Origin of the sequence: Nostoc sp. JL34 (assembly GCF_017114945.1) — a bacterium.
Lineage (GTDB): Bacteria > Cyanobacteriota > Cyanobacteriia > Cyanobacteriales > Nostocaceae > Nostoc.
Genome location: NZ_JABXKQ010000024.1, coordinates 1 through 22,419 on the forward strand (window position 1 = coordinate 1; position 22,419 = coordinate 22,419).

Below are 22,419 nucleotides of genomic sequence, written 5' to 3' on the forward strand. Positions count from 1 at the left end.
TCATGTTTCATATCTAGCAAGCTTTTTGCCGTTTTCTATCCGTCGAACTCACGTTAAGTCAATAGCAATGCTCAAAAAAATCACCCAACTAAGCTGTTGCGCCTTTAATTTGCACTAATATTTTTCCAATATGATTGTGGCGTGGGCATCTTGCCATTGGTGTCAAGTTAAGCTCAAACTTCCTATGTCAATAAGCATTTAGGCTTAAAAATTCGGTTTGAAAGGGACAAAAAACGAACTTTTTCATGGACTATTAATGCTTTGTTTATTAGCATCACTCCCAGCTTGCGTATAAAAGTCAGAAAAAAGTTCACCTTTATACTTCGTTCCTAACAAAACCTATCGTTGACAAATAGGTTTTAACCTTAAGTTGACACTAATGGCATCTTGCCCGCCCTGATAATGCAAATTGTATACGTAACAGCTCAACACTATTATGATCAACGCCACGCAGTCGATTTTTGCTTAATTTGAGAAGCTGATTAATCCACACAAAAAAAGCTCCACCCAAAAACAACGCTAAAATAGCTGCCCAAACAGGTTTGGCGTAGGCGTAGCCCGTCGCAGACATCGCAACTCTCGGTATCAGTTCGGTAGATGCGATCGCTTGGGTTAAAAGCGGCTCATCAAATCCAAGCGCGTAACTTTCTCTACGGATGCTTACTTCACCCTCCCGGATACAGAAGAAGGCCGCCCGCCGAAGCGCGTGGTTAGGCCTTTGGGGTGGACGATGGAAGTGGACAGACTTCCATAGCTTGAATCAAGCCGTGTTCAAGGGTGAATCGATGGCCCACATGCTCATCGGCAAGAACTGCGTAAGCCTTGTCACGCACGACCTGATGCACATCGACCAAAATGCGCCCGGACTCCTCCGAGTAAAAGGAAACCGGCTCGACGTGCGGATTGATCTCGCTCCATTGCTCCGTCCAGTAAGCGCGAACTTCTTCAGTTCCACGGACAAAACCGCCTTTGAACGCTTTCGGCCAAGCCACATCCGGAGTCATGAGGGCAAGGGCAGCGTCAATGTCTCGCGCGTTGAAGGCTGCGTACGCCGCACGGAGCAGTTCGATTAGGAGTGCAGGTTGATCTGACATTTATTGGTATGGTGAACCAGATGCAGTAAGGACTAATAATTTATTGTACAGAGTTTAGCTGAAGCTTTTTTTTATCGACACTATCATGCCTGATGTCAGGTTTATTTTGAGGATTTACCGTTTTTAATTCTTCTATTGTAAGGAAGGTTGTTTTATATATAGTCTCCACCTTTGTATCTTTGAAGCGGTAGGTGTTCGACACCGATACGAACAAATATACTAATGGCTTGGGTTTTAGCAATTTTCTTGAGTTTATTTTCTTATCCCGGTTTTCTGTTCCGTTGCTACTCGCGCGCCAATACCAAAACCGTTAGCCTCAGAAAGATGCTCTTACGCGGGAGTTGCGGGAGACGCGAGATGCAATTTGAATGATTATTAGCTACCATCTCAATTAACCAGACAAGTTACTTGAGCAACTTATTAAAGGTAGGCAACTTCTGCACGGTGTACCAGGTTTTTAAGACTTGTGTGTACATATAAGGCTAACCTCAGAGGGAACCCCGCGTCTTGACTGTGGGTTTAGAAAATTCCCTATTTTCTCTCTATTTGTATCAGTTAATACATTATGAGTCAGCTACAGCCTCCCATTTTATGGCAATTTATTACTGAAGTAAAGAGAAAATAATTATACTAACCTATTCTAGTCAATTGGTATTAGGTAGACAACTCTTCTAGCCCTATCCATTCAGTGATAGATTGCCATTGGCTTACGTGAACAGGATTATTTTTACGTTTTTCTTTTTGAAGCTTTCTAGGTAGTTTTCCTATGACAGTATCAGCGAATGAAGTGGATTCATTCCTATTATAAACAGGCATCTCCTGCCAGCAGTGGCGACAAAACCAGTAAGTTTCTGCACCGCGTATATGTTGTAAAAGTACACTTGAACAGCAAAGACAGTAATTCATATTTTTCTCAAATCCTGTTAATAAAAGTGTTATTGCAAATTAGGGCAGCCAGTTGAGAAGCCCGTAGATATTTAAAACAAACTGTCTATATTTTGACTATAGTCTTTGAATATGAGGAACTTATGAGGAAAGTTAAAATACTTAATAAACTTGTAAAACTTATACATATTTCTTAAGTAATGCTCTCAGAGGTCGTTTGAAAAGTTGTAAAGTATACTCAAAACCCCGCTTCCATTCCTCTCCCCGAAAGGTCAAGAGGCTTTGAAACCCCCATTCCTTTGTAGGGAAGGGGGGCTGGGGGGTTAGGTTTTCGAGGCTTGTTACCAAAAAAACTTTTCAAACATCCTCTCAGGCTTATTTAGCTATCTCTTCACAATATCCTCAAATTATCTGAAGATAATTTCGTTTCAGAAGGGAGTTCTGGCTGGAGTAACCCACGTTTAAAAGCGTGAGACTTAGGCTGTAGACGTGCATCCTAGGCGCGGCGCTCTTTACGAGATGCTGCGAGTAGCTTGTTTGTATTGTGTACGCGGACTTGGTTTAGCTGCACTAAGAAAACCACACTGGCTACGAGTGTATCTCGCTGCACTCTAGGAGAGACAATTCTTCTTTTTAAACTGGGTTTTATAGCCAGAATTAAAGTTTTCATTCATAATTCTTTCCTCCCGCCTCCAGCAATAACTGCCCCCTACCTTCTCTTATAACTAACAAGACTACCAAGACTACCAAGACTATCAATTCAGGTAATCTCTTGAGATAACAGATCATCTATCCCTAATTTGACAATAGAATGAGTTTGGCGACTCTAAAATTCTATCTACTTCCTGGTTTAGTTACTAACTTGCACTATGTCTCCTGTATTTAGTCTTGTAATATTTGCAGGGCAGATTTATCAATATAATTGAGTGATTCTCTATTAGAGCCGAATAATTCCTGATTTTCAACACTTTACTTCCTTTACCTGACGCTAGCTTCTGCTAGTTCGTTCTGATATCTAAAAGATCATTAGAATTGACAAATTAACCATGCGATTCAACGATCAACTGATTAACTTACCTAACTTAAATCATGTTATTAATCGTTCTCCATTAACGATTAGCCCTGATAGTTTTGTCGTCGAAGCTATTGTCTTGATGAGTCAGGAAAGATGTAGTAATTATGCACCTACTAACTTAAATTATTCATTGGATTTAAACCCTGAAAATCAAAGATTAACTGATTGTGTCTTGGTTCTGGAGGGAGCGCATTTATTAGGTATTTTTACTGGAGAAGATGTATTTAGACTTATAGCTTCGGGAATCGACTTATCCACGGTGACAATGGTTGAAGTGATGACGCAGCCAGTAGTTACCCTTAGACAATCAGATTCTCAGGATATTTTTACTGCTTTATCGTTATTGCGTCAACATCAGACTCACTATTTGCCCGTTTTGAACGATCGCGGGCAAGTGGTAGGAATCATCACTGAGACTAGCTTACTACAAGCCTTTGACCTGATCAAAATGGTTGGGATTGTTGACGGCTTACAGCAATATTTCCAAAAACCCACAGATGAATTCAGCCGAGTTAATCAGCCAATTGAGATAGAGCAAGTCCGCCGCCAAACTCAAAATAACTTAAAACTATGGGTTGAGGCACAATCGGCTAAAATCATGCAAGTTAATCAGGAACTTCAGCACACCCTCGAAGAACTCCGGGTAGTGGAAGAAGAACTGCGTGAACAAAACGAAGAGTTGGCGGTTGCCCGTGCGCTTGTAGAATTGGAGCGCCAGCGTTACCAGGATTTGTTTGAGTTTGCTCCAGATGGTTACTTGGTAACTGATGCCGCAGGGATTATCCAAGAGGCTAATCGAGCAGCAGCAACCTTGCTAGCTGTCCGCCAAAAATATTTGGTAAACAAACCATTAATTTTATTTATTGCTCGCCAAGACCACCAGACTTTTACTACCCGACTGAATAATTGGCAACCGATACAGGAGTGGGAAGTTTACCTAAAACCACGGGGAGGTAGAATTTTCCCGGCTAGCATTAGAGCCGCTGCTATGTACGATTCAGAGGGGAAGCAAGTTGGTTGGCGCTGGCTAATCTGCAATATTACCGAGCGCCAACAGGCAAAGGAATCACTGCGCCAAGCTAACGAGGAATTAGAAAAACGAGTAGCAAAACGGACAGCAGAACTTGTCATGTCCAACGTCCTATTGCAACAAGAAATTACCGAACGCCAACGCGCAGAAGTTGCATTACGGCAGAGCGAAAACCTCTATCGCCAACTCGTGGAAAGCCAAACTGACATAATTATCCGCATTGATTTGCAAGGGCAGATTACCTTTGCCAATGTGGCTGCTTGTCAAACCTTCGGCTGGAAAGAAGATGAGTTTCGTGGTCAGTCATTTTTCCAGTTTCTTCATCCAGATGACTTGCCTCAAGTGATGGAAAATATCGCAGCTTTAGGATCTTCATTCCATCCCTTGACTAATTCTGAACGACGTGCGTTCACAGTCAATGGTATCCGCTGGTTTCAATGGAATGCGATCGCAATTCACGATCGCAAAGGAGAGATTGTTGAAATCCAAGGCGTAGGTAGAGATATTACCGAACAGCAAGCTGCACTACACGAACGTCAACTTGCAGAAATTGCACTGCGCCAAAGCGAGGAGAAATTTCGCACTTTTGCCGAAAACACCCACGCCATCATCAGTATTGCTAGCCCAGATTCATTTCATCCCTTGTACATTAGTCCTGCTTATGAGACTATTTGGGGCCGCTCTTGCCAAAGTCTTTACGACCAGCCAAACTCTTGGCTAGACGCAATTCATCCAGATGATCGCGTTAGCGCCACCCAATCAGTAGAGCAACTGCTTAGTGGTAGTCAATCTAGTTCAGCAGAATATCGGATTTTGCAACCTGATGGATCGGAGCGCTGGATTTGGAATCGGGGCTTTGCTGTCTATGATCACCAAGGAGAAGTTGACTACTATGGTTGCATTGCCGAAGATATCACCGAGCGCAAACTAGCAGAAGAGTCACTGCGCCAGAGCGAGGAGAAATTTCGCACTTTTGCCGAAAATACCCACGCAGTCATCTGGATTGCCAGCCTAGATACATTCCGAACCTTGTACGTTAGTCCTGCTTATGAAAAAATTTGGGGTCGCTCTTGCCAAAGTCTATTAGAGCAGCCTGAGTTCTGGATAGACAGCCTTCATCCAGACGATCGCGATCGCATAACTATTGAAGCAAAGCAACAGCTTAGTAGTGAGGCAGTTTCAGCAGAATATCGAATTTTGCGACCTGATGGATCGGTGCGCTGGATCTGGGATCGGGGTTTTGCTGTCTATGATCACCAAGGAACAGTTCAGTACTATGCTGGCATCGCTGAAGACATCACCGAACGCAAACTGGCCGAAGAGTCACTGCGGGAAAGCGAAGCGCGATTGAGTTTAGCTACCGAAGCTGTTCAAATAGGTATATGGGATCGGGACTTGATCGGCAATACTTGTGTTTGGTCTACCAATATGGGGCCACTTTATGGTCTGCCGAGTAACACCTTATGTCCAACCATTGAAGAGTATCTCAATTTAATCCATCCAGAAGACCGCGAATCTGTAGCTGCGAATATAGTTCAGATGATTGAAGTAGGAAAGGGATCTACAGAGTATCGAGTCATCTGGCCCGACGGCAGCTTACACTGGTTAAACTGCAAAGGTCAGGTCTACTATAACGAAATTGGCCAGCCAATCCGAATAATCGGCACAAATCGGGATGTCACTGAGCGCAAGCTGGCAGAACAAAAAATTTCCGAACAAGCTGCTCTACTTGATATCGCCACCGACGCCATCTTAGTTCAAGATTTCCAGTCTCAAATCTTATTCTGGAATAAAGGTGCAGAGCGGATGTACGGTTGGCTCTCTACAGAGGTTATAGGACAAGACCTCTATGAGATTTTGTACCCAGCAGAAACTCAGCTGCAACTGGAAGAACCACTAAAAAGCGTAATTGAGCGTGGCTTGTGGCAAGGTGAGCTACATAAAGTTACGAAATCAGGTAAGAAAATTGTTGTGGCAAGCCGCTGGACATTGATGCGCGATCCTGAAGGAGAACCCAAATCTATTCTGACTGTTGACACTGACATCACCGAAAAGAAACAACTTGAAGAGCAGTTTTTTCGCACCCAGCGATTAGAAAGCCTTGGTACCCTTGCAGGTGGTATTGCCCACGACTTGAACAATATATTGACACCAATTTTAGCAGCTGCTCAATTGGTACAGGGAAAATTTTTCCAAGACGAGGAGCGTTCTGGACAACTGTTGGCACTCTTAGAAAGCAATGCCAAACGTGGAGCGGCTTTAGTTAAGCAAGTCTTGTCCTTTGCACGAGGATTTAAAGGAGAGCGAACAATTATCCAAGTTGAGTACCTAATTTCAGAAATTATCCAAATTGCTCAACAGACATTTCCCAAATCTATTGAATTTTCCACAGTTATTCCAGAAGACATTTGGGCGATCGCTGGAGACACCACACAACTGCATCAAGTGCTGATGAATCTGGTAGTAAATGCTCGCGATGCTTTGCCCGATGGCGGTAATATCAAAATTTCTGCGGAAAATAAGTTTATTGATGAAGCTTATACCAGAATGAATCTCGATGCCCAAGTTGGGCATTATATTGTGATTACCATTGTGGATAACGGAATTGGCATACCGCCAGAAATATTAGATAGAATTTTTGAGCCATTTTTTACGACAAAAGAGGTTAACACAGGTACCGGACTGGGACTTTCAACAGTCCTGGGCATCATCAGAAGCCATAACGGTTTTATCAAAGTGTCTAGCAATGTTGGTAAAGGCAGCAAATTTGACCTATTTTTACCAGCAGTGGAAGCACCCCAAGTGTTCAAGATAGAAGAACTGGATCTGCTCCCAGGACAGGGAGAATTGATTTTAGTTGTAGATGATGAAGCCCAAATTCGGGAGATTGCCACAATTATCCTAGAAAACCATAACTATAATATCCTTACTGCCAGTAATGGCATAGAGGCGATCGCACTTTATGCCCAACACAAGCATCAAATTAATGCTGTATTGATGGATATCATGATGCCGGAGATGGACGGAATCACAGCTATTCGCACCTTGCAAAAAATGAACAAGCAAGTTCAAATTATTGCCTGTAGTGGGCTGAACTCAATGGAGGTGTTTACTCAAGCTGCTGATGCTAATGTGCAAGCATTTTTATCAAAACCCTACACGGCCAAAGAATTATTGAGCAGTTTACACCACCTATTTAGAGGCTAGTAAAGACAAAGGGACAAGCGAGACAAGGAAGTTGTAAAGTATACTCAAAACCCCACTTCCATTCCTCTCCCCGAAAGGTCGATAGGCTTTGAAACCCCCCTTCTCTACAAGGGTATGGGGGCTGGGGGGTTAGCTTTTCGAGGCTTAAATGTTACCAAAAAAACTTTCCAAACATCCTCTAAACGTAGCGTCCTTGGTGCGAGATTGTGATCTGGAGGTATTTCTAGATGCTCTAAGAAGAAAGAATTCAAGTGTCAGGAGCCAGAATGCCTACGCTAACAGAAATTTTCTTCAACATGCGCTTTATTTTTCTTAATAATCAGAGCTTTATTTAACGTGAGTTCGATAAACCTCTCCCTGCCTTGAACTAAAGTTCAAGTCTGTCCCTCTCCGACTCGGAGAGGGACGGTTTTGCGTAGTTATATCATGTGCGCCTAATTAGTTATAATTCCCGCATCTGTGCAAAAACCAGGAAACTCTCTTTCCCCCTGCTCCCCAGCTCCCCTGCTCCCCAGCCCCCAGCTCCCCAGCCCCCAGCTCCCCAGCCCCCAGCCCCCAGCCCCCTGCTGCCGTCTTAATGATAAGTCTTGAACCGGACACGATATCAAACCAGGGAGGGGTCTTTTCTTACCTCTAATTTAGATGGACACTATATCACTCATCGAACTCACGTTTATTTAATGGCCTACTATTACACTATGACAAGGTGATGTTTGATTTCTAGGGTTATTTGCTTGATTCAAAAAATCTCACCTTTTTACTTTGGGTATTGAAAGAAATCAAGCGATCGCTAAAGATAATCCGTTGAAATACGCTTTATTCACAGTTTGGCATAGCTACAGAATATTGCAATAATATAATTACATAATTTTAGTGCAAAAAGTCTTGCTAAAAGCAGCAAGTAGGAATTGATTGCAATAGAAAATATTTTTTAACCTAATTGACATAATGTGTGACTTGTATAACTTATACTAAACCGTTCCAAAGGTAGAGGTTATGTTGATCAAAACTTGTAAACATTAAATGTGCGGCAAAACAAACTCAAGCTGAGATTCAATCTTAACTTGACAATAATATAGCCAGATTTAAGAAATTTAACATAGTAGAGCAACATTTAAAGGAATCATCATGGTAAGTAAAATTGACATCAACAAATCTGTGCCGCGTGAGCGATGGGGTGAATTTTTTGATCAGTTTTCAAGTGGTAATCGTGGACGGCATATTTCAATAGAAATCATCGATTCAGAACTCGGTGACGAAGAACTGATTCAGAACGCACCTTTGATGGCAATGGTTTACGATCGCCCCGGCAAGGGAGATGATTTGGTAATTGAAGTAGGTCGAGATGAAGTGACTTACGCTCACACAATCGATTCACCAACTGAAGTTTTAACTGGACAGAACTCAAACGGTGTGATGATAGCGGTTTGGATTAGTGACGCTACTGGTACAAAAACGTTGATCCAGCTACAAGCTAGTTGATGTGAATGAAATGCTCATTTGTCCGACACGTCAAGAACTTTAGATTTAGATTCACAAAAAACGTAAAACACTATTAAACCAAACTTTACAGAAACTTAGTTGATATGGGTAAAGAATCTAATACCTATTTGTTAGGTGTGGTATTGGCTCTTTGGTAGCCGCCGCCTTCATGATTCGCGACGGCGGACTCCCTTAGCGGAAATATTTTTATCCTAGAAGCAAAGCTCCTCCTGGGCAGAATTATGCATAGAGCCGGGAACCCTACAGATGGCTATTCCCTAACGGGCGTTTCAACGGGATAGAACTCAGATTTTTATTGTTCGAGGAACTCTCTCATGAAACCGGATTACCTGATTGTCGGTAGTGGTTTATCAGCATTAGTCTTTGGCGCTTTGATGGCCAACTCTGGTAAGACTGTGCAAATTCTCGAAGCCCATGAGCATCCCGGAGGTTTTGGGCATACGTTTACAATGGCTAAAAAGTATACGTTTAACGCTCAATTTCATTATGTCTGGGACTGCGGTGAAGGGCAAACCGTCAATCGGGTACTCAAAAAATTAGGATTAGAGCGAGAAGTAACTTTTGAACGTTATGACTCGGAAGGCTTTGATCACATGCGAATGCCAGAAAATGCATTGGATATTCCCTCGGAGCCAGAAGAACTAATCCAGCGATTGTCTAAGATGTTTCCTGCTTATGGCGATCGCATTTGCCAATTCGTCAACGAAGTGGAAAAGACTGGTACAGGCTTGAAAAGACTCTCTCCACCGATCAAGCCAATTGAACTGCTCAAACATCCAAATGAGGTATTCTCTACTGTCCAGTATCTCAACAGCACACTTCAGGATGTCTTTGACAAGTTCCAACTACCCCAAGCTGCTCAAACTTTATTAGCCCTGCAATGGCCTGATTTTTTGCTGCCTCCCAATCAACTCTCCTTCTATGCTTGGGTTATATTGTTCCGAGGCTATCAAGCGGGCGCATTTTACCCAACCCACCATTTTGAACATGTGATTAATTCGTTGGTCAATGTCATCGAATCACATCGGGGACAGGTATTGCTCAACCATGAAGTTACGAATTTTAGAGTCACAGACAGAACGGTTACGGGAGTTCAGGCGATGGATCTCACCACCCATCAAACCCATGAATTTACAGGCGACACCGTAATTTGCAATATTGACCCCAAAAAAGCCGCCAAGATGATCGGGGAATCGCAGTTTTCTAAAAGTGTGCGTCGAAAACTCAACTATGAGTATTCGGCCTCTAACTACATGGCTTATTGCGTCGTCAAAGATATCGACCTCCGAGAATATGGATTTGGCAAGTGGAATCTCTTTCATACAGGGCATCACGATTTAAATGAAGCATTCGCGCAGATGTACGATCGCAATGACTTTTCTAATCCTAGTTTTGCCATCACAACGCCCACTTTATTAACTAAAGCGAGTCGGGATTGCCCAGAAGACTGCCAGATTGTGGAATTCCTCACCGTTGCCAATTACAAATACTTCCAGGAATTACGAGATAATGACCGCAAAGCTTATAACCAGAAAAAGCAAGAAATCTTAGACTCCATCCTCGATGTTGTGGAAAAAAACTATGTACCGAACTTTAGAAAATACATGGTCTTCCATATCACAGGTAGTCCTACTACCAATGAGCGTTTTTGCTGGTGTCCCAATGGAAATTCCTACGGTTCCAGTCTGACACCGCGCAATATGGGTATGGGGCGACTGAATCACGAAACCTCACTGAAGCATTTCTATTTCTGCAATGCCTCATCTGGCTATCCGGGCTTTGCTGCTACTTTTTGGACAGGCGCACTGCTGTATCAACGGTTATCAGGCGACCAAATAATTACTAATTCGTAATTCGTAATTAAAGAGGGTTCAAGTCCCCACTGAATTGTAACTACGAATTACGAATTATGTTGACCAACTCTGAGGGTTTAAGTTTCATAGCAACTAACAAGCAGAAAGTTTTGCAACGGGGATTTAGAACCCGCTACAAAACTTAATTACGTTAGCGCAGCGTTAGCGAGTCTGCGAGCGTCATTACGAATTACGAATTATTTTAATTGAGAGGTAAATCATGAGAATTGCGATCGTTGGGGGGGGAGCCAGTGGCATGGTAACAGCTTACCTACTCGATAAGCAGGGGCATCATGTCACTGTGTTTGAACGGCAATCTACTTTAGGTGGACATATTCGGACGCTGAACAAGAATGTGAAACCGAACCAAGCCGATTGTCAGGAAATTTTGGAAAATGGAGTACTGGAATTTCCGACTGTGTTTCACAACTTCATCGCCCTCATGGAAGAGTTAGGGGTGGAACTAGAACCTGTAAATATGGGTTCAGCGATGTTTTTCAGAAATGGCAGCCACTTTCTATCGGGAGTCACGATCCAGAACAACTTCACAGGTATTCACCGCCTGATTGAATATTTACGCCTCGATACCCTCTATGCCCGTTCTGCTGGATTATGGCTAAGAATACGATTTGCTCACCTGCAAGATTTCTACAATCAGCCTTTGTCGCAATACTTGAAACGCGCCTTTACTAGCAATACTTGGCTAAAATTGCTAATCATGTATAGCTATTCGATGCCATTGGAACTGATTGATGATTTTCCGGCAGAATTGGCAATGCCTGTCTTACGCAACGATGTCGCAGTCCATTGGCTCAGGGTTAAAGGCGGTGTGTATTCTTACATTGAAAAAATTCTGGCGCGATTCCAGGGTGAGGTTTTGCTGAATGTAGAGATTGACCGAATTTTCAGAACCTCGGATGCTGTGAAAATTGTGCGAAGGACGGGTGAAATTCAGCAGTTTGATAAAGTCGTGTTTGCTACGCCACCCGACCAAGTGATGGCGCTGTTAGCAGATCCAACCGATGCCGAAATCAAACGGTTTTCTGCCTGGAAAGCCAATTATGCGACTACTTTACTGCATACAGATAGTTCCATATACAACCGCTATGGCATTAAACAACCCTCAGAATTTGATTTTTTTCAGGCAAAAAGCCGATGGGGTTATAACAGTTGCCTGAATCAGATTTGTGGCATCTCATCGCCACCAAATTATTTTCTCTCGTTCCAACTAGAGGAGTTGATTGCTAGCGATCGCATTATTCACATTCAAAAACATCACACTCCGTTATATACCACCGAATCTTTTCAATATCGAGATGAAGTAATTGCCACTAATGGCGAGAACAACACCTACCATGCAGGAGCCTATCTTGGTGATGGCTTGCATGAAGGAGCGATCGCTTCTGCCTTTCGAGTCGCTCAACTAGTTGGGTTAAGCCAAGGCTCGATTGATATCACAAATCGTAAATCGATAGCACAATTTGTACAACATTGATCCATCAAATTTTTTATATAAATTTAAAAGGAGATCAGCATGAGAGTTATTGAGCCGGAAACTGATGAGCAAGTTGTTAGTTCTAGATGGACAACCGCGATCGCTATTCTCATGATCGTGTTGGGCATCATTGCGATTGCATTTCCTTTCTTTGCCAGCGTTGCTTCAACCTTACTGTTTGGCTGGATATTCATCTTTGCTGGAATTACTCAAATTGTTTATGCCTTTCAATCAAAAGGTGCAGGTAAAGTTGTCGGGAAGCTGATTCTAGGTCTTTTGTATCTCTTATCTGGAATTCTCGTGGTGGTAAATCCGTTTGAAGGGGTGCTTGCCCTGACATTGGTGTTGGGTATTACCATTTTTGTGCAAGGCATCATTCAAGTAGCGATCGCATTTCAAATGCGTCGGATTTCATCTAACTGGGGATTAATGCTTGTAAGCGGAATCATCGGCATTATTTTTGGTATTTTCATTTGGTCTAACTTTCCATTTAACGCAGTTTGGCTGATTGGCACTTTTATTGGAATCAATCTTTTGTTCGATGGAGTTTGGATGCTGACTCTGCATTCTGGACAGCGCCGCGCTTTACAGTAGAAAAGCAGATGCTAGACAAAATCATTCTGTCGATAGCTGTCTAAGAGGTTGTTTGAAAAGTCTAATTTATTACTTGCCTCAGCGATTGGAAATTGCAGCTACACAGGCAAAACCTGCCTCTACAGGTTACAAACTCTTGATTTTGTATTAGTCCACGGAGGTGGACTTTGTTTGTGTAGTAGCGATTTCCAATCGCCAATACTTTTCAAACTTAATTTAAAAGTCATTTATCCCTTTCTAAATGCTCTCAGCTTGCTCATATTAATTTTTAGGGGAATTTCTATGTGGCTTCATCTACAACATACTTATAAAAAACAATCTATTTAGGCTGTAGCTCAAGATATTACTGTATGAAAGAACCAAGGGCATTGTCCGATAGCTACCACCAATCCCTACCCAACGTGATATTCAAGGGCATTGTGACTCGGCCGCTCATTGCTAACATAGCCAAGATTATTTGGTTCAACTGCCGCATTGTTGTAGCGTTTATCTGCGGTAGCAGGCATTGTAAGAGTGATAGGATGTCGGACATGGGCGAATTGTAGTTTTTAAGTTGTCGTTTGGGAAGACAACAACTCTACTACTGAGCGCCCTCTCTTTTCATACTCTTGTTTTGGTGAAGGTATTGTTATAACCCCCGACTTAATTCCAAGGTTTTTAATGCTGAAAAATGAATTTGTAATTTTTATTTTATTGGAATGCTGCTAATGAGGTTTAACTTCTAAATACAGCCGCAATCGTCTTCCCACGATTCGTGATTCAGTAGGTCGATAATTCTATCTCTGAGTAGAAATTCATTTTTTTCTAACTCCAGTTCAAAATTAACCCATTCACGATGAGGAATATATTTACAGAGGGTATAAATTGGGTGCTGACGGTTAAGAAGTCCCTTTTTAACAAGTTGAAGTGCTTCTTCCTTGATAACCTCGATGTCGTATTTAACGGTAGTGTTCATAGGTCGTTCCTTTGTTTTCAATCAAGGAATTAAGCATCAAAACAATAGTTGCTTTGACTCTCCCTTAAACTTATCAAATAAAATTGGCGAGAATTGTGAAGAATCAAGACATTAATCCTTGCTGAAAGTTAGATATGTCAGTAAGATACTCTTTGGGCCCCAAGTATACCCCCTCTAGATAGATTCTTACAGAGTAAGAAGGCTGGCACAACAAGCTGTAAACTCCAAAAGAGGATGTAGATGCTCTCTAGGCGACTTGCCAAAAGGTAGGCTAGGGTAAAGAACATTCTCTAGAGGACTCATTATGCTCCTGAATCTTGATAAAGTTCGCCAATATTTTCCTGCTCTAGCGAGCGAATGGACTTTCTTTGATAATGCTGGCGGGTCACAAACCCTGAAGAAAGTAGTAGATAGAATTAGCGAATTTCTCCTAAGTTCTGATGTCCAGTTGGGAGCTTCTTACGCGGTTTCTCAACTTGCAGGAGAAAGATTGGCTCTAGCAACTAGAGGAATGACTACTTTCATTAATGCCAATTCTTCTAAAGAAGTGGTCATGGGCCCATCTACTACAATGATGTTGAAAGTTCTCTCAATTTGTCTAGGTCAAACCTTCATACCTGGTGATGAAATTATTGTTACTAATTGTGACCACGAGGCCAATATTGGTGCTTGGGTTGCTCTTGAAAAACAAGGAATAAAGGTTAAAGTATGGCAAATTCGTTCAGATACCTGGGAACTTAATTTAGCAGATTTAGAACCATTGATGAGTCAGCGTACCAAACTAGTAGCCTTGACTCATGCTTCTAATGTTCTGGGAACTATCAACCCGATCAAAGAAATTGCTGCATTTGTACACGATCGCAACGCGATGATTTGTGTGGATGGTGTAGCTTATGCACCCCACAGATTAGTTGATGTTCAAGATTTGGATGTTGATTTCTATGCTTTGAGTTGTTATAAAGTTTATGGGCCACATCATGCCTTACTTTATGGTAAAGAAGAACATTTATTAAGATTGCCTGGTCTTAATCATTATTTTATTGAACAGACAGATATACCTTATAAATTTCAGTTAGGGAATGTCAATTTTGAATTAAGTTATGGAATGTTAGGTTTATGTGATTATTTAAGTGAATTAGCACAACTGCACTACGGCAATGAAGCTGCACCTGATTTGAGAAATCAAATGGTGCAAGCGTTTGATTTAATTAGCATACATGAAGAAAAAATTAGCGATCGCCTCCTAAATTACCTCAACAATAAGTCTAATGTGCGAGTGATTGGTCAATCCAAGGCTGATCGTCAATCCCGTGTGCCAACTATATCTTTTGTAGTAGATGGAATGAATAGCTCAATTATTCCGGCAAAAATTGACCAACATTATATTGGGATTCGCTATGGGGACTTTTATGCTAAACGGCTCATTGAATACCTGGGGTTAGCATCGCAAGGTGGAATAGTCCGGGTGAGTATGGTACATTACAACACCTTTGAGGAAGTTAACAACTTGATTGAGGCTTTTGAGCAGGTATTTTAAGATTGGGCATTGGGCATTGAAAAGAGGCAGAGGGGCGGGGTGCAGGGGGCGGGAAAAACTTTCTCCCTTCCTCCCTGCTCCCTTCCTCCCTGCTCCCTTGCTTCTTCCCTAGTCCCCATTACTCATTCACAAGCTGCAAAACTTGTACTTGTTCTTGTGGCGAAATTAATGTTTTACCCATCGGGAGAACAGCTAAAGCATTGGTTTGAGCTAAATTAATTAAATTTCCAGAACTGTGACTCCCACCAGCTTTGTGAAATTCGTAAATCCCATCAATTAAATGCAATTTACCCCAAAGGTAAGTTTCACGCTTACCATCCGATCGCAATTCATCATGCGATCGCACTTTCAAAAATACTGGTTCCCAACCTTCAGTAATTCCCGAAAGTTTCTTGATTGCTGGTAGTACAAACCGCCAAAATGTCACCAGCACCGCCGCAGGGTTTCCTGGTAAACCAAAATAAAGTGGGGAGTTTGTAGAGACGCGATTAATCGCGTCTCTACTGGGGAAAGTGGCGACGGTGAGGGGTTTTCCTGGCCTCATTTCCACAGCCCGAATGTGAATTTTGGCTCTTAGCGATTCGAGAATTTTGTCAACATAGTCATAATCTCCCACTGAGACACCACCAGAAGAGAGAATTATATCAGCGATCGCAATCGCATGGGTAATGACTTTCTCTAGAGCAGCTGGATCGTCTTTCACAATACCTAAAATTAATGGTTCTGCCCCACTCTCTTTTACCAAAGCTGCGATCGCATACTGATTAGAATCCACAATTTGCCCTGCTTGCAGCGGTTGATCAACTGTCACCAGCTCATCACCAGTGGAAAAAATTGCCACCCGTGGACGGCGGTAGACACTTAATTGCGGACATTGTGCTGCTGCCAACACGGCAATTTCTGGGGAATTTAACTTAATTCCTGCTGGTAGTAGTTGTGTTCCAGCTTGATAAAAAGATGCTTTGTGTCTGACAAATTCTTGCGGTTTTGGGGTATCCAGGATAAATACGCGGTTTTCCTGCCGACGTGTCTTCTCTTGCATAACTACAGTATCCGCACCTGCTGGGATCACCGCACCTGTGAAAATCCGCGCGGCTTGCCCTGGTTGAATCGTAGACTTGGACTGATATCCAGCCGGAATATCTTCAATAATCTCCAAAATGACCGGTTGTTCTGCGCTAGAGTGCTGTACATCTTCGTAGCGAACTGCATAGCCATCCATTGCCGAATTATCCCAATGGGGAAAATCTAGTGGACTAGTGACAGGTGTTGCCAAAATGCGACTATCTGCTGTCAATAAATCTACAACTTCTGTATCCCGTCGCTCATCCAACGGTTGTACTAAATTTAAAATAATTGCTTCTGCATCGCTGACTGATAACATAGCAATCGCCTCCGACTTTTATTCTTTATCCCTGTAAAATAACACTGAGGACTCAATCAACAGAGCATTTTGTTCTAATGATTCTGATTTTTTGAAAGCTGCTTAATTTTATTGCTTGATTTTGGAGGTTGTTTTTTGTCTTCTCTATACCCCTAAACGCTTACGTTAAGAGTAATTTGGCTCATCTCTACCAATACCTAATTCTCTTAGCTTTACTTTGATACTTGCCCAGTCTTGACCACAGGAGTAGTATTTTTTCTCTAGTAAGTTTACCAAATAGTATCCTACCTTCCCGCCATTAATCCGAAATAATTCAATAACAACTTTCTTTTTAGTTGTACCGAACATGAATTCTATATCACTCTCATTTGGTAGATTCAGTGGGTTATAAAAGATTTTACCTTTAAGAAAATGCCAATAAGATTTTTCTGGGGTAATTTTACGTTCGATAATTCTGTATTTAATAGGATGAATTATTTTTTCCATAGAAACTTCTTAAGAGGTTGTTTGAAAAGTCTAATTTATTACTCACTGGGCGACTTCCAGTCGCCTAATACTTTTCAAACATCCTCTAAGAGTTAAACTTTTCTTGTATCCCTGTAAAGTAACACTGACCAATTTTAGATTTTGGATTTTGGATTGATTTCTGCTTGAGCCTAAACCCCAAACTACACACTGTTAGTAAACCGATAATTATACTTCCTTCGGGGACTTTGGATACCTGAACCGAATTGTTGCTTAAATCTAGTATTTGCTTTGTGCCTACTGTATCTCTATTGTTAAAACCAAATTCTTTAGCTAGAACCTCATCACTAAAACCTTCATCTATGAGTGCGAGATTATTATTAAGCCATGTGTCGCCAGGAAACTCATCATCCTTGCCAACATCAAAAGGGCCAAAGATTTGCTCGGTAGTGCTATCAAAGTTGAATCTCAAAAAGCCGTAGTTAGATAGGCTATTAAGCACTGGAGTGAAACTATTGATGAGATTACTCAAAGGATCGAAGAAAGAAATTGAGAGAGATTGCAAGTTTTTCGTAGCTCCCAAACCAGTTTCAGAAATGACGCTGGGAGCAGTTGTTGTATCGTAGTTAAATGAACCTTTAGCTGAATAACCTGTGTCTCCTTTCCAGTTAAAGTTGAACTCAGCAGCATGAGCTAGGTTGTTGGTGGTTATGGCGATCGCTAACGCTAAAGTAGTAGTCGTCACCAGACTAATAGCTGTTTTGGTAAACAGATGTGTCATAGATACAACTTCCAAATTAATTAAAATGAAGTTTCTACAACAATACAATATAGATGTACAACCCTACTGTATGTTGCATCCATGACGTGTAGCAGCTGCTCTATGAGATGCCAGTTAAGTAATGGTAGGGTATAAAAAGTATATAATTGCTTAATCCTATTTTTGAGTCGTGCAGTTGGCAGGGGTACAAATTTTTGTTGGCTGGTTTTTGTTCCTTTACAGCGCAGCAACTAGCCAAGTCATCATCTTAATATTAAAAACAGGAGCGATCGCTATTTCCCAACCCCTAACTAAAAATACCTATTTTGTATGACTATCGAACGACTTCCTCAAAAACACTATCCCAAGGCTGAGATTGGGCGGCGAGGTATGGCATTGGGACTTGATTTCCTTGGTGTCTGGTTAGTCAGTTCCCTACTGGGAGGTAGCGATATCGGTATTCAATTTATTGAAATCTTAGTTTTTGTAATACTTTGGCTAGTTTTGCGGGTGCTGGTGGTATACAACAATCAAGGGCAAAGTTTAGGGCGTTGGGCGTTCGATTTAAAGGTGTTGTCAGTTGAAGATGGGGAAGTGGTGGGCAGAATTCCCGATTTGCTTTCACTGGTGAAGCGAGAGGCGATTATCGGCTTGGGTGCTTTATTAGTGTCAATTGCCCTAAGTAATATTAGAGCCAATCCCACTGCTATACTGCTAATAATTCCCCTAGCAATTGATTGTGGGACTGCCTTCTCTGATACCCAGATGCGGCAGGCTTTACACGATCGCTATTGCGGAACTTTCATCGTTTCGTCGCGTCGTGGCTACTCGCTCGATATAAAAGTCAAAAGATTAGTTGAAAATATGCGGCGGAATGTGAGAAGATAGTCATTTGTGTTAATTCTCTTCAGGCTTCACTGTTTGTAAGATTATGGCTAAGAGTAAAGGTGCCCGCATTATTGTGACACTAGAGTGTACCGAGTGCCGGACAAATTCAGATAAGCGTTCTGCTGGTGTTTCACGTTATACCAGTACTAAGAATCGCCGCAACACTACTAACCGGCTAGAACTGAAAAAGTTCTGCACCCACTGCAACAAACATACTGTTCACAAGGAAATTAAATAGAGATGAGTTATTTCCGTCGTCGTCTTTCTCCGATCAAACCAGGAGAACCAATCGATTATAAAGATGTTGATTTATTGCGTAAGTTTGTCACTGAGCGGGGTAAAATACTACCACGTCGGATTACTGGGCTAACGTCTCAGCAACAGCGAGAGTTGACATTAGCAATTAAACGTTCGCGGATTGTGGCCTTGTTGCCATTTATCAATGCGGAAGGCTAAAAAGAGGAGAGACGCGCGCGATTAATCGCGTCTGTACAGGAGAGACGTGATTAATCGCGTCTGTACAGGAGTTAAGAATTAAATACTTCTAACTCCTAACTCCTAACTTCAAACTATTTAAACTGTTCACCAAATTAAAGTGCGAGAGTTGTGGAGAAGGGGACGCTAGTTGAATTTAGGGTTCAAGGCGATCGCCGTCTGGGCATCGTAGAACGTCCAGACGGTAAAACCCGCTGGTTTGTGGTAGACGAACGTGGTCAATCCCACAGCCTCGCGCCTAGACAAATAACCTATACAGTTACCGGACAGACTTACAAGCCCTCTGAGATTGCCAGCTTTTTGGAGCAGATCAAGCCTTATTTAGACCCATCTAGCTTAGAAGTAGCTTGGGAATTACTGGTTGAAGATGGGGAAACAGTTACCCCAGACCAAATGGCGAATCTGCTATTTTCGGAATCAGCCGCTCCTCCTTGTTACGCCGCCTATTGCTTGTTATCAGACGACAAACTTTATTTCAAGCAGAAAGGAGACGCTTACGAGCCGAGAACTGCTGCTCAAGTGGGAGAACGCAAACACCAACTGGAAGTAGAGGCACTAAAAGCTAAAGGACAGCAGGAATTTTTAACTCGTGTACAGCAGGCGCTCAAAGGTGAAGCAGTAGAGTGGGGGCGGCACGATCGCCAACGCTTAGAAGGACTAGAAAAATATGCAGCGCTGATAGCTGACACCGTGCGGACAGGGGTTAATTATGACTCATTGGCTCGTGCTTATCCGCCCAGCGCTCCAGTATTAGAAACTATGACTATGCTGGGACGGCCCACAACACCCCAAGGAGCCTTTCAACTATTGGTAGATTTGGGTTACTGGAGTCCTTATGAAAACTTGTTCCTGCGTCGTTCTTCAATTCCGATTCAATTTCCTCATAAGGTATTAGAAGTGGCGCAACAGCGTTTGGATTTCCCGCCGATTGACTCAGATACACACCGCCTTGATCTGACTCACTTGAAGGTGTACACCATAGATGATGAAACTACCACAGAGATCGACGATGGTCTAAGTTGGGAAGTACTGCCGGATGGACGGGAACGCCTCTGGGTGCATATTGCCGATCCCACTAGATGGTTAGTGCCGGAAGATGAATTAGATTTGGAAGCCAGAAAGCGCGGGACTACAGTCTATTTACCCACGGGGATGATTCCCATGTTTCCAGAAGTATTGGCAACTGGGCCAATGAGTCTGATCCAGGGAAGGGTTTGTTGCGCCCTGAGTTTCGGGATTGTTTTAGGTACAACTGGAGTAGTAGAAGATTACAGCATTCATACCAGCTTAATTAAGCCGACTTATCGCCTTACCTACGAAGATGTAGATGAAATGCTGCAATTACGGGTACAAGCAGAACCGGAAATTGCTGCGATCGCCACTTGGGCACAGCGGCGCAGAGCTTGGCGTTACGCCCAAGGGGCAATTAGCATCACCATGCCCGAAGCGACGATCAAAGTCAAAGGCGAGGAGATCCACATTGATATTTTGGACGATTCCCCATCGCGGCAACTGGTAGCAGAAATGATGATTGTTGCCGGTGAAGTTGCGGCTCGTTATGGTAAAACTCATAACATCCCTTTGCCTTTTCGCGGTCAACCGCAACCAGAATTACCTCCAGATGAGGAATTGCTTTTACTTCCAGCCGGATTTGTTCGCGCTTGCGCCATGCGTCGTTGTATGCCCAAGAGTGAAATGAGCATTACGCCTTTGCGTCATGCTGGTTTGGGCTTGGATACTTACACCCAAGCAACCTCTCCCATCCGCCGCTACAGTGATTTACTCACCCACTTTCAAATTAAAGCCCATTTGCGGGGTGAAGTTCTGCCATTTTCCGCAGATCAACTTAAAGAAGTGATGATGAATGTCACCAGCATCACCCAAGAGGTGACGATGGTGGAACGACAAACTAATAGATATTACGCTTTAGAGTATTTACGCCGTCATCCAGAAGAAACTTGGGATGTGACAGTGTTGATGTGGTTGCGAGAAGACAGCAACTTAGCCCTAATTTTGTTAGAAGATTTGGGCTTGCAGTTGCCAATGGCTTTCAAACGTTCTGTGAACTTGGGCGAACAGATAGTGGTGAAAGTTAGCCACGCCGATCCACAAAAAGATATGATCCAGTTCCAAGAAATAATTTATCAAGAAGCTCAAACAGCGACGAATTAACTAATTTGTCATTTGTCATTTGTCATTAGTAATACTCGCTACAGGCTAGTATTATCAATTACGAATTATTTTAGCCTAGATTTAGAGACAGTTTTCTTAAGTGAGGATATTCCTTAAGATTGTATTTGATGTAAGCGATCGCTATCGCTATCTCTAGCCAATATGTCAGAAAATAATCACAAAGTAATTATTTTTGATACCACCATGCGTGATGGAGAATTGACGCCTGGTGTAAAAATGAATTTACAACAAAAAATTACTATCTCTCAATTGCTCGAAGAAATGGGAGTAGATATTATTGAAGTTGGTTATCCAGCAAGTTCTCAAAAAGATTTTGATGAAGTCTTTAATATTTCTAAAATAATTAAAAATTCTACTATTTGTGGGCTAGCTAGTTCCAATTCAGATGAAATAATCACTCTTGCTGAAGCAATTAAACCAGCGATAAAAGCTAGAATTCACACTTATACTCCGGTAAATCTTAAAAATCAGTCCAAATTAAGCAAAGAAGAAGTATTAGCAACAATCAAAGAGAGTGTTTCTCTCGCACGCAATTACTGTGATGATGTAGAATGGAGCGCTTTTGATGCTCCCAGAAGTGAGCCAGATTTTTTGTGTAAATCTATTGAAACTGCAATCAAGAGCGGTGCTACTACTGTTAGTATTCCTGATAGCTTAGGCTTGGCATCACCAGAAGAGTTTTCGCAACTTCTGCAAATGATTTTTAATCGAGTACCCAATATTAACGAAGTTGTCGTTTCAGTACACTGTCATGATGATTTGGGTATGGCGGTAGATAATTCACTCATTGCTTTAAGTTGTGGCGTGAGGCAAATTGAATGTGCAATTAATGGTTTGGGTGCGAGGAAAGGTAACGCAGATTTTAGTCAAGTTGTGATAGAGGTTTTAAAACAGCAGAATTATCAACTTGAGATTAACACTTCGCTAATGAGTAAAGCGGCAGAGTTAATTTTTCACATAACTGGGATTGAAAAAGCAAAATAGCTATATAACAATCCTAAATTAT

The 22,419-nt window shown here is 42.2% G+C and carries 19 protein-coding genes and 1 pseudogene; 12 read left to right on the forward strand and 8 right to left on the reverse strand.

From position 1 onward, the window contains the following. Positions 1 to 376: 376 nt before the first annotated feature. The 3 genes from HWQ44_RS03925 to HWQ44_RS03935 all read right to left on the reverse strand — a co-directional run bounded on the left by HWQ44_RS03925 (position 377) and on the right by HWQ44_RS03935 (position 2,649). A complete protein-coding gene (locus HWQ44_RS03925) occupies positions 377 to 571 on the reverse strand; it encodes a hypothetical protein (RefSeq protein ID WP_292715120.1) in 195 nt (64 codons plus the stop codon). A gap of 139 nt (positions 572 to 710) precedes the next feature. Beyond that, on the reverse strand, positions 711 to 1,094 hold the full coding sequence (locus HWQ44_RS03930) for a nuclear transport factor 2 family protein (protein WP_292715123.1): 384 nt from the start codon (positions 1,092 to 1,094) through the stop codon (positions 711 to 713). 1,381 nt (positions 1,095 to 2,475) lie between these two features. Then, the gene (locus HWQ44_RS03935; RefSeq protein ID WP_292715126.1) at positions 2,476 to 2,649 is read right to left on the reverse strand and encodes a hypothetical protein; all 174 of its coding nucleotides are present in this window, start codon (positions 2,647 to 2,649) and stop codon (positions 2,476 to 2,478) included. A 376-nt stretch (positions 2,650 to 3,025) separates the two neighbouring features. Here HWQ44_RS03935 and HWQ44_RS03940 point away from each other — a divergent pair, with 376 nt between their 5' ends. From HWQ44_RS03940 to HWQ44_RS03960, 5 genes are all read left to right on the forward strand, one after another. Then, positions 3,026 to 7,291, forward strand: coding sequence for a PAS domain S-box protein (locus HWQ44_RS03940; RefSeq protein ID WP_292715129.1), 4,266 nt, complete (start codon positions 3,026 to 3,028; stop codon positions 7,289 to 7,291). A gap of 1,128 nt (positions 7,292 to 8,419) precedes the next feature. Continuing rightward, positions 8,420 to 8,773 (forward strand): DUF5335 family protein, encoded by a 354-nt coding sequence (locus tag HWQ44_RS03945; RefSeq protein WP_292715132.1) that lies wholly within the window; start codon positions 8,420 to 8,422, stop codon positions 8,771 to 8,773. 335 nt (positions 8,774 to 9,108) lie between these two features. Then, positions 9,109 to 10,647, forward strand: a complete 1,539-nt coding sequence (locus HWQ44_RS03950) for an NAD(P)/FAD-dependent oxidoreductase (RefSeq protein WP_292715135.1) — start codon at positions 9,109 to 9,111, stop codon at positions 10,645 to 10,647. Positions 10,648 to 10,867: 220 nt separating this feature from the next. Next, complete coding sequence (locus HWQ44_RS03955; RefSeq protein WP_292715138.1) at positions 10,868 to 12,142, forward strand: FAD-dependent oxidoreductase; 1,275 nt, start codon at positions 10,868 to 10,870, stop codon at positions 12,140 to 12,142. Between the two features lie 39 nt (positions 12,143 to 12,181). Further along, the gene (locus HWQ44_RS03960; protein WP_292715141.1) at positions 12,182 to 12,736 is read left to right on the forward strand and encodes an HdeD family acid-resistance protein; all 555 of its coding nucleotides are present in this window, start codon (positions 12,182 to 12,184) and stop codon (positions 12,734 to 12,736) included. A gap of 327 nt (positions 12,737 to 13,063) precedes the next feature. Here HWQ44_RS03960 and HWQ44_RS03965 read toward each other — a convergent pair. Further along, a pseudogene (locus HWQ44_RS03965) lies at positions 13,064 to 13,268 on the reverse strand (hypothetical protein); the annotation flags it as partial. Between the two features lie 189 nt (positions 13,269 to 13,457). Then, positions 13,458 to 13,691 (reverse strand): DUF4327 family protein, encoded by a 234-nt coding sequence (locus HWQ44_RS03970; RefSeq protein ID WP_292715144.1) that lies wholly within the window; start codon positions 13,689 to 13,691, stop codon positions 13,458 to 13,460. Positions 13,692 to 13,995: 304 nt separating this feature from the next. Between HWQ44_RS03970 and HWQ44_RS03975 the strand changes: the two genes are divergently transcribed. Beyond that, on the forward strand, positions 13,996 to 15,228 hold the full coding sequence (locus tag HWQ44_RS03975; protein WP_292715147.1) for a cysteine desulfurase-like protein: 1,233 nt from the start codon (positions 13,996 to 13,998) through the stop codon (positions 15,226 to 15,228). A gap of 118 nt (positions 15,229 to 15,346) precedes the next feature. On the opposite strand, the gene glp is transcribed toward HWQ44_RS03975, so the two are convergent. From glp to HWQ44_RS03990, 3 genes are all read right to left on the reverse strand, one after another. Continuing rightward, the gene (gene glp, locus HWQ44_RS03980; protein ID WP_292715150.1) at positions 15,347 to 16,612 is read right to left on the reverse strand and encodes a gephyrin-like molybdotransferase Glp; all 1,266 of its coding nucleotides are present in this window, start codon (positions 16,610 to 16,612) and stop codon (positions 15,347 to 15,349) included. A 165-nt stretch (positions 16,613 to 16,777) separates the two neighbouring features. Next, positions 16,778 to 17,098: a hypothetical protein gene (locus HWQ44_RS03985; RefSeq protein ID WP_292715153.1), complete on the reverse strand. Its 321-nt coding sequence runs from the start codon at positions 17,096 to 17,098 to the stop codon at positions 16,778 to 16,780. Between the two features lie 85 nt (positions 17,099 to 17,183). Beyond that, entirely contained in the window at positions 17,184 to 17,858 is a 675-nt protein-coding gene (locus HWQ44_RS03990) for a PEP-CTERM sorting domain-containing protein (RefSeq protein ID WP_292715156.1), read from the reverse strand. A gap of 175 nt (positions 17,859 to 18,033) precedes the next feature. On the opposite strand from HWQ44_RS03990, the gene HWQ44_RS03995 reads away from it, so the two are divergent. From HWQ44_RS03995 to HWQ44_RS04020, 6 genes are all read left to right on the forward strand, one after another. Further along, the gene (locus HWQ44_RS03995) at positions 18,034 to 18,171 is read left to right on the forward strand and encodes a hypothetical protein (protein ID WP_292715159.1); all 138 of its coding nucleotides are present in this window, start codon (positions 18,034 to 18,036) and stop codon (positions 18,169 to 18,171) included. After that, on the forward strand, positions 18,168 to 18,725 hold the full coding sequence (locus tag HWQ44_RS04000) for an RDD family protein (protein WP_292715162.1): 558 nt from the start codon (positions 18,168 to 18,170) through the stop codon (positions 18,723 to 18,725). Before HWQ44_RS03995 ends, HWQ44_RS04000 begins: the two co-directional genes overlap by 4 nt. Positions 18,726 to 18,768: 43 nt before the next feature. Next, positions 18,769 to 18,963 carry a 50S ribosomal protein L33 gene (gene rpmG, locus HWQ44_RS04005; protein ID WP_094333178.1) on the forward strand — a complete coding sequence of 65 codons (195 nt, stop codon included), beginning with the start codon at positions 18,769 to 18,771 and terminating at the stop codon, positions 18,961 to 18,963. Positions 18,964 to 18,965: 2 nt separating this feature from the next. After that, positions 18,966 to 19,181 (forward strand): 30S ribosomal protein S18, encoded by a 216-nt coding sequence (gene rpsR, locus HWQ44_RS04010; protein WP_012411240.1) that lies wholly within the window; start codon positions 18,966 to 18,968, stop codon positions 19,179 to 19,181. Between the two features lie 150 nt (positions 19,182 to 19,331). Next, positions 19,332 to 21,392, forward strand: coding sequence for a ribonuclease catalytic domain-containing protein (locus HWQ44_RS04015; RefSeq protein WP_292715168.1), 2,061 nt, complete (start codon positions 19,332 to 19,334; stop codon positions 21,390 to 21,392). A 162-nt stretch (positions 21,393 to 21,554) separates the two neighbouring features. Continuing rightward, positions 21,555 to 22,397: a 2-isopropylmalate synthase gene (locus tag HWQ44_RS04020; RefSeq protein WP_292715171.1), complete on the forward strand. Its 843-nt coding sequence runs from the start codon at positions 21,555 to 21,557 to the stop codon at positions 22,395 to 22,397. Positions 22,398 to 22,419: the final 22 nt, after the last annotated feature.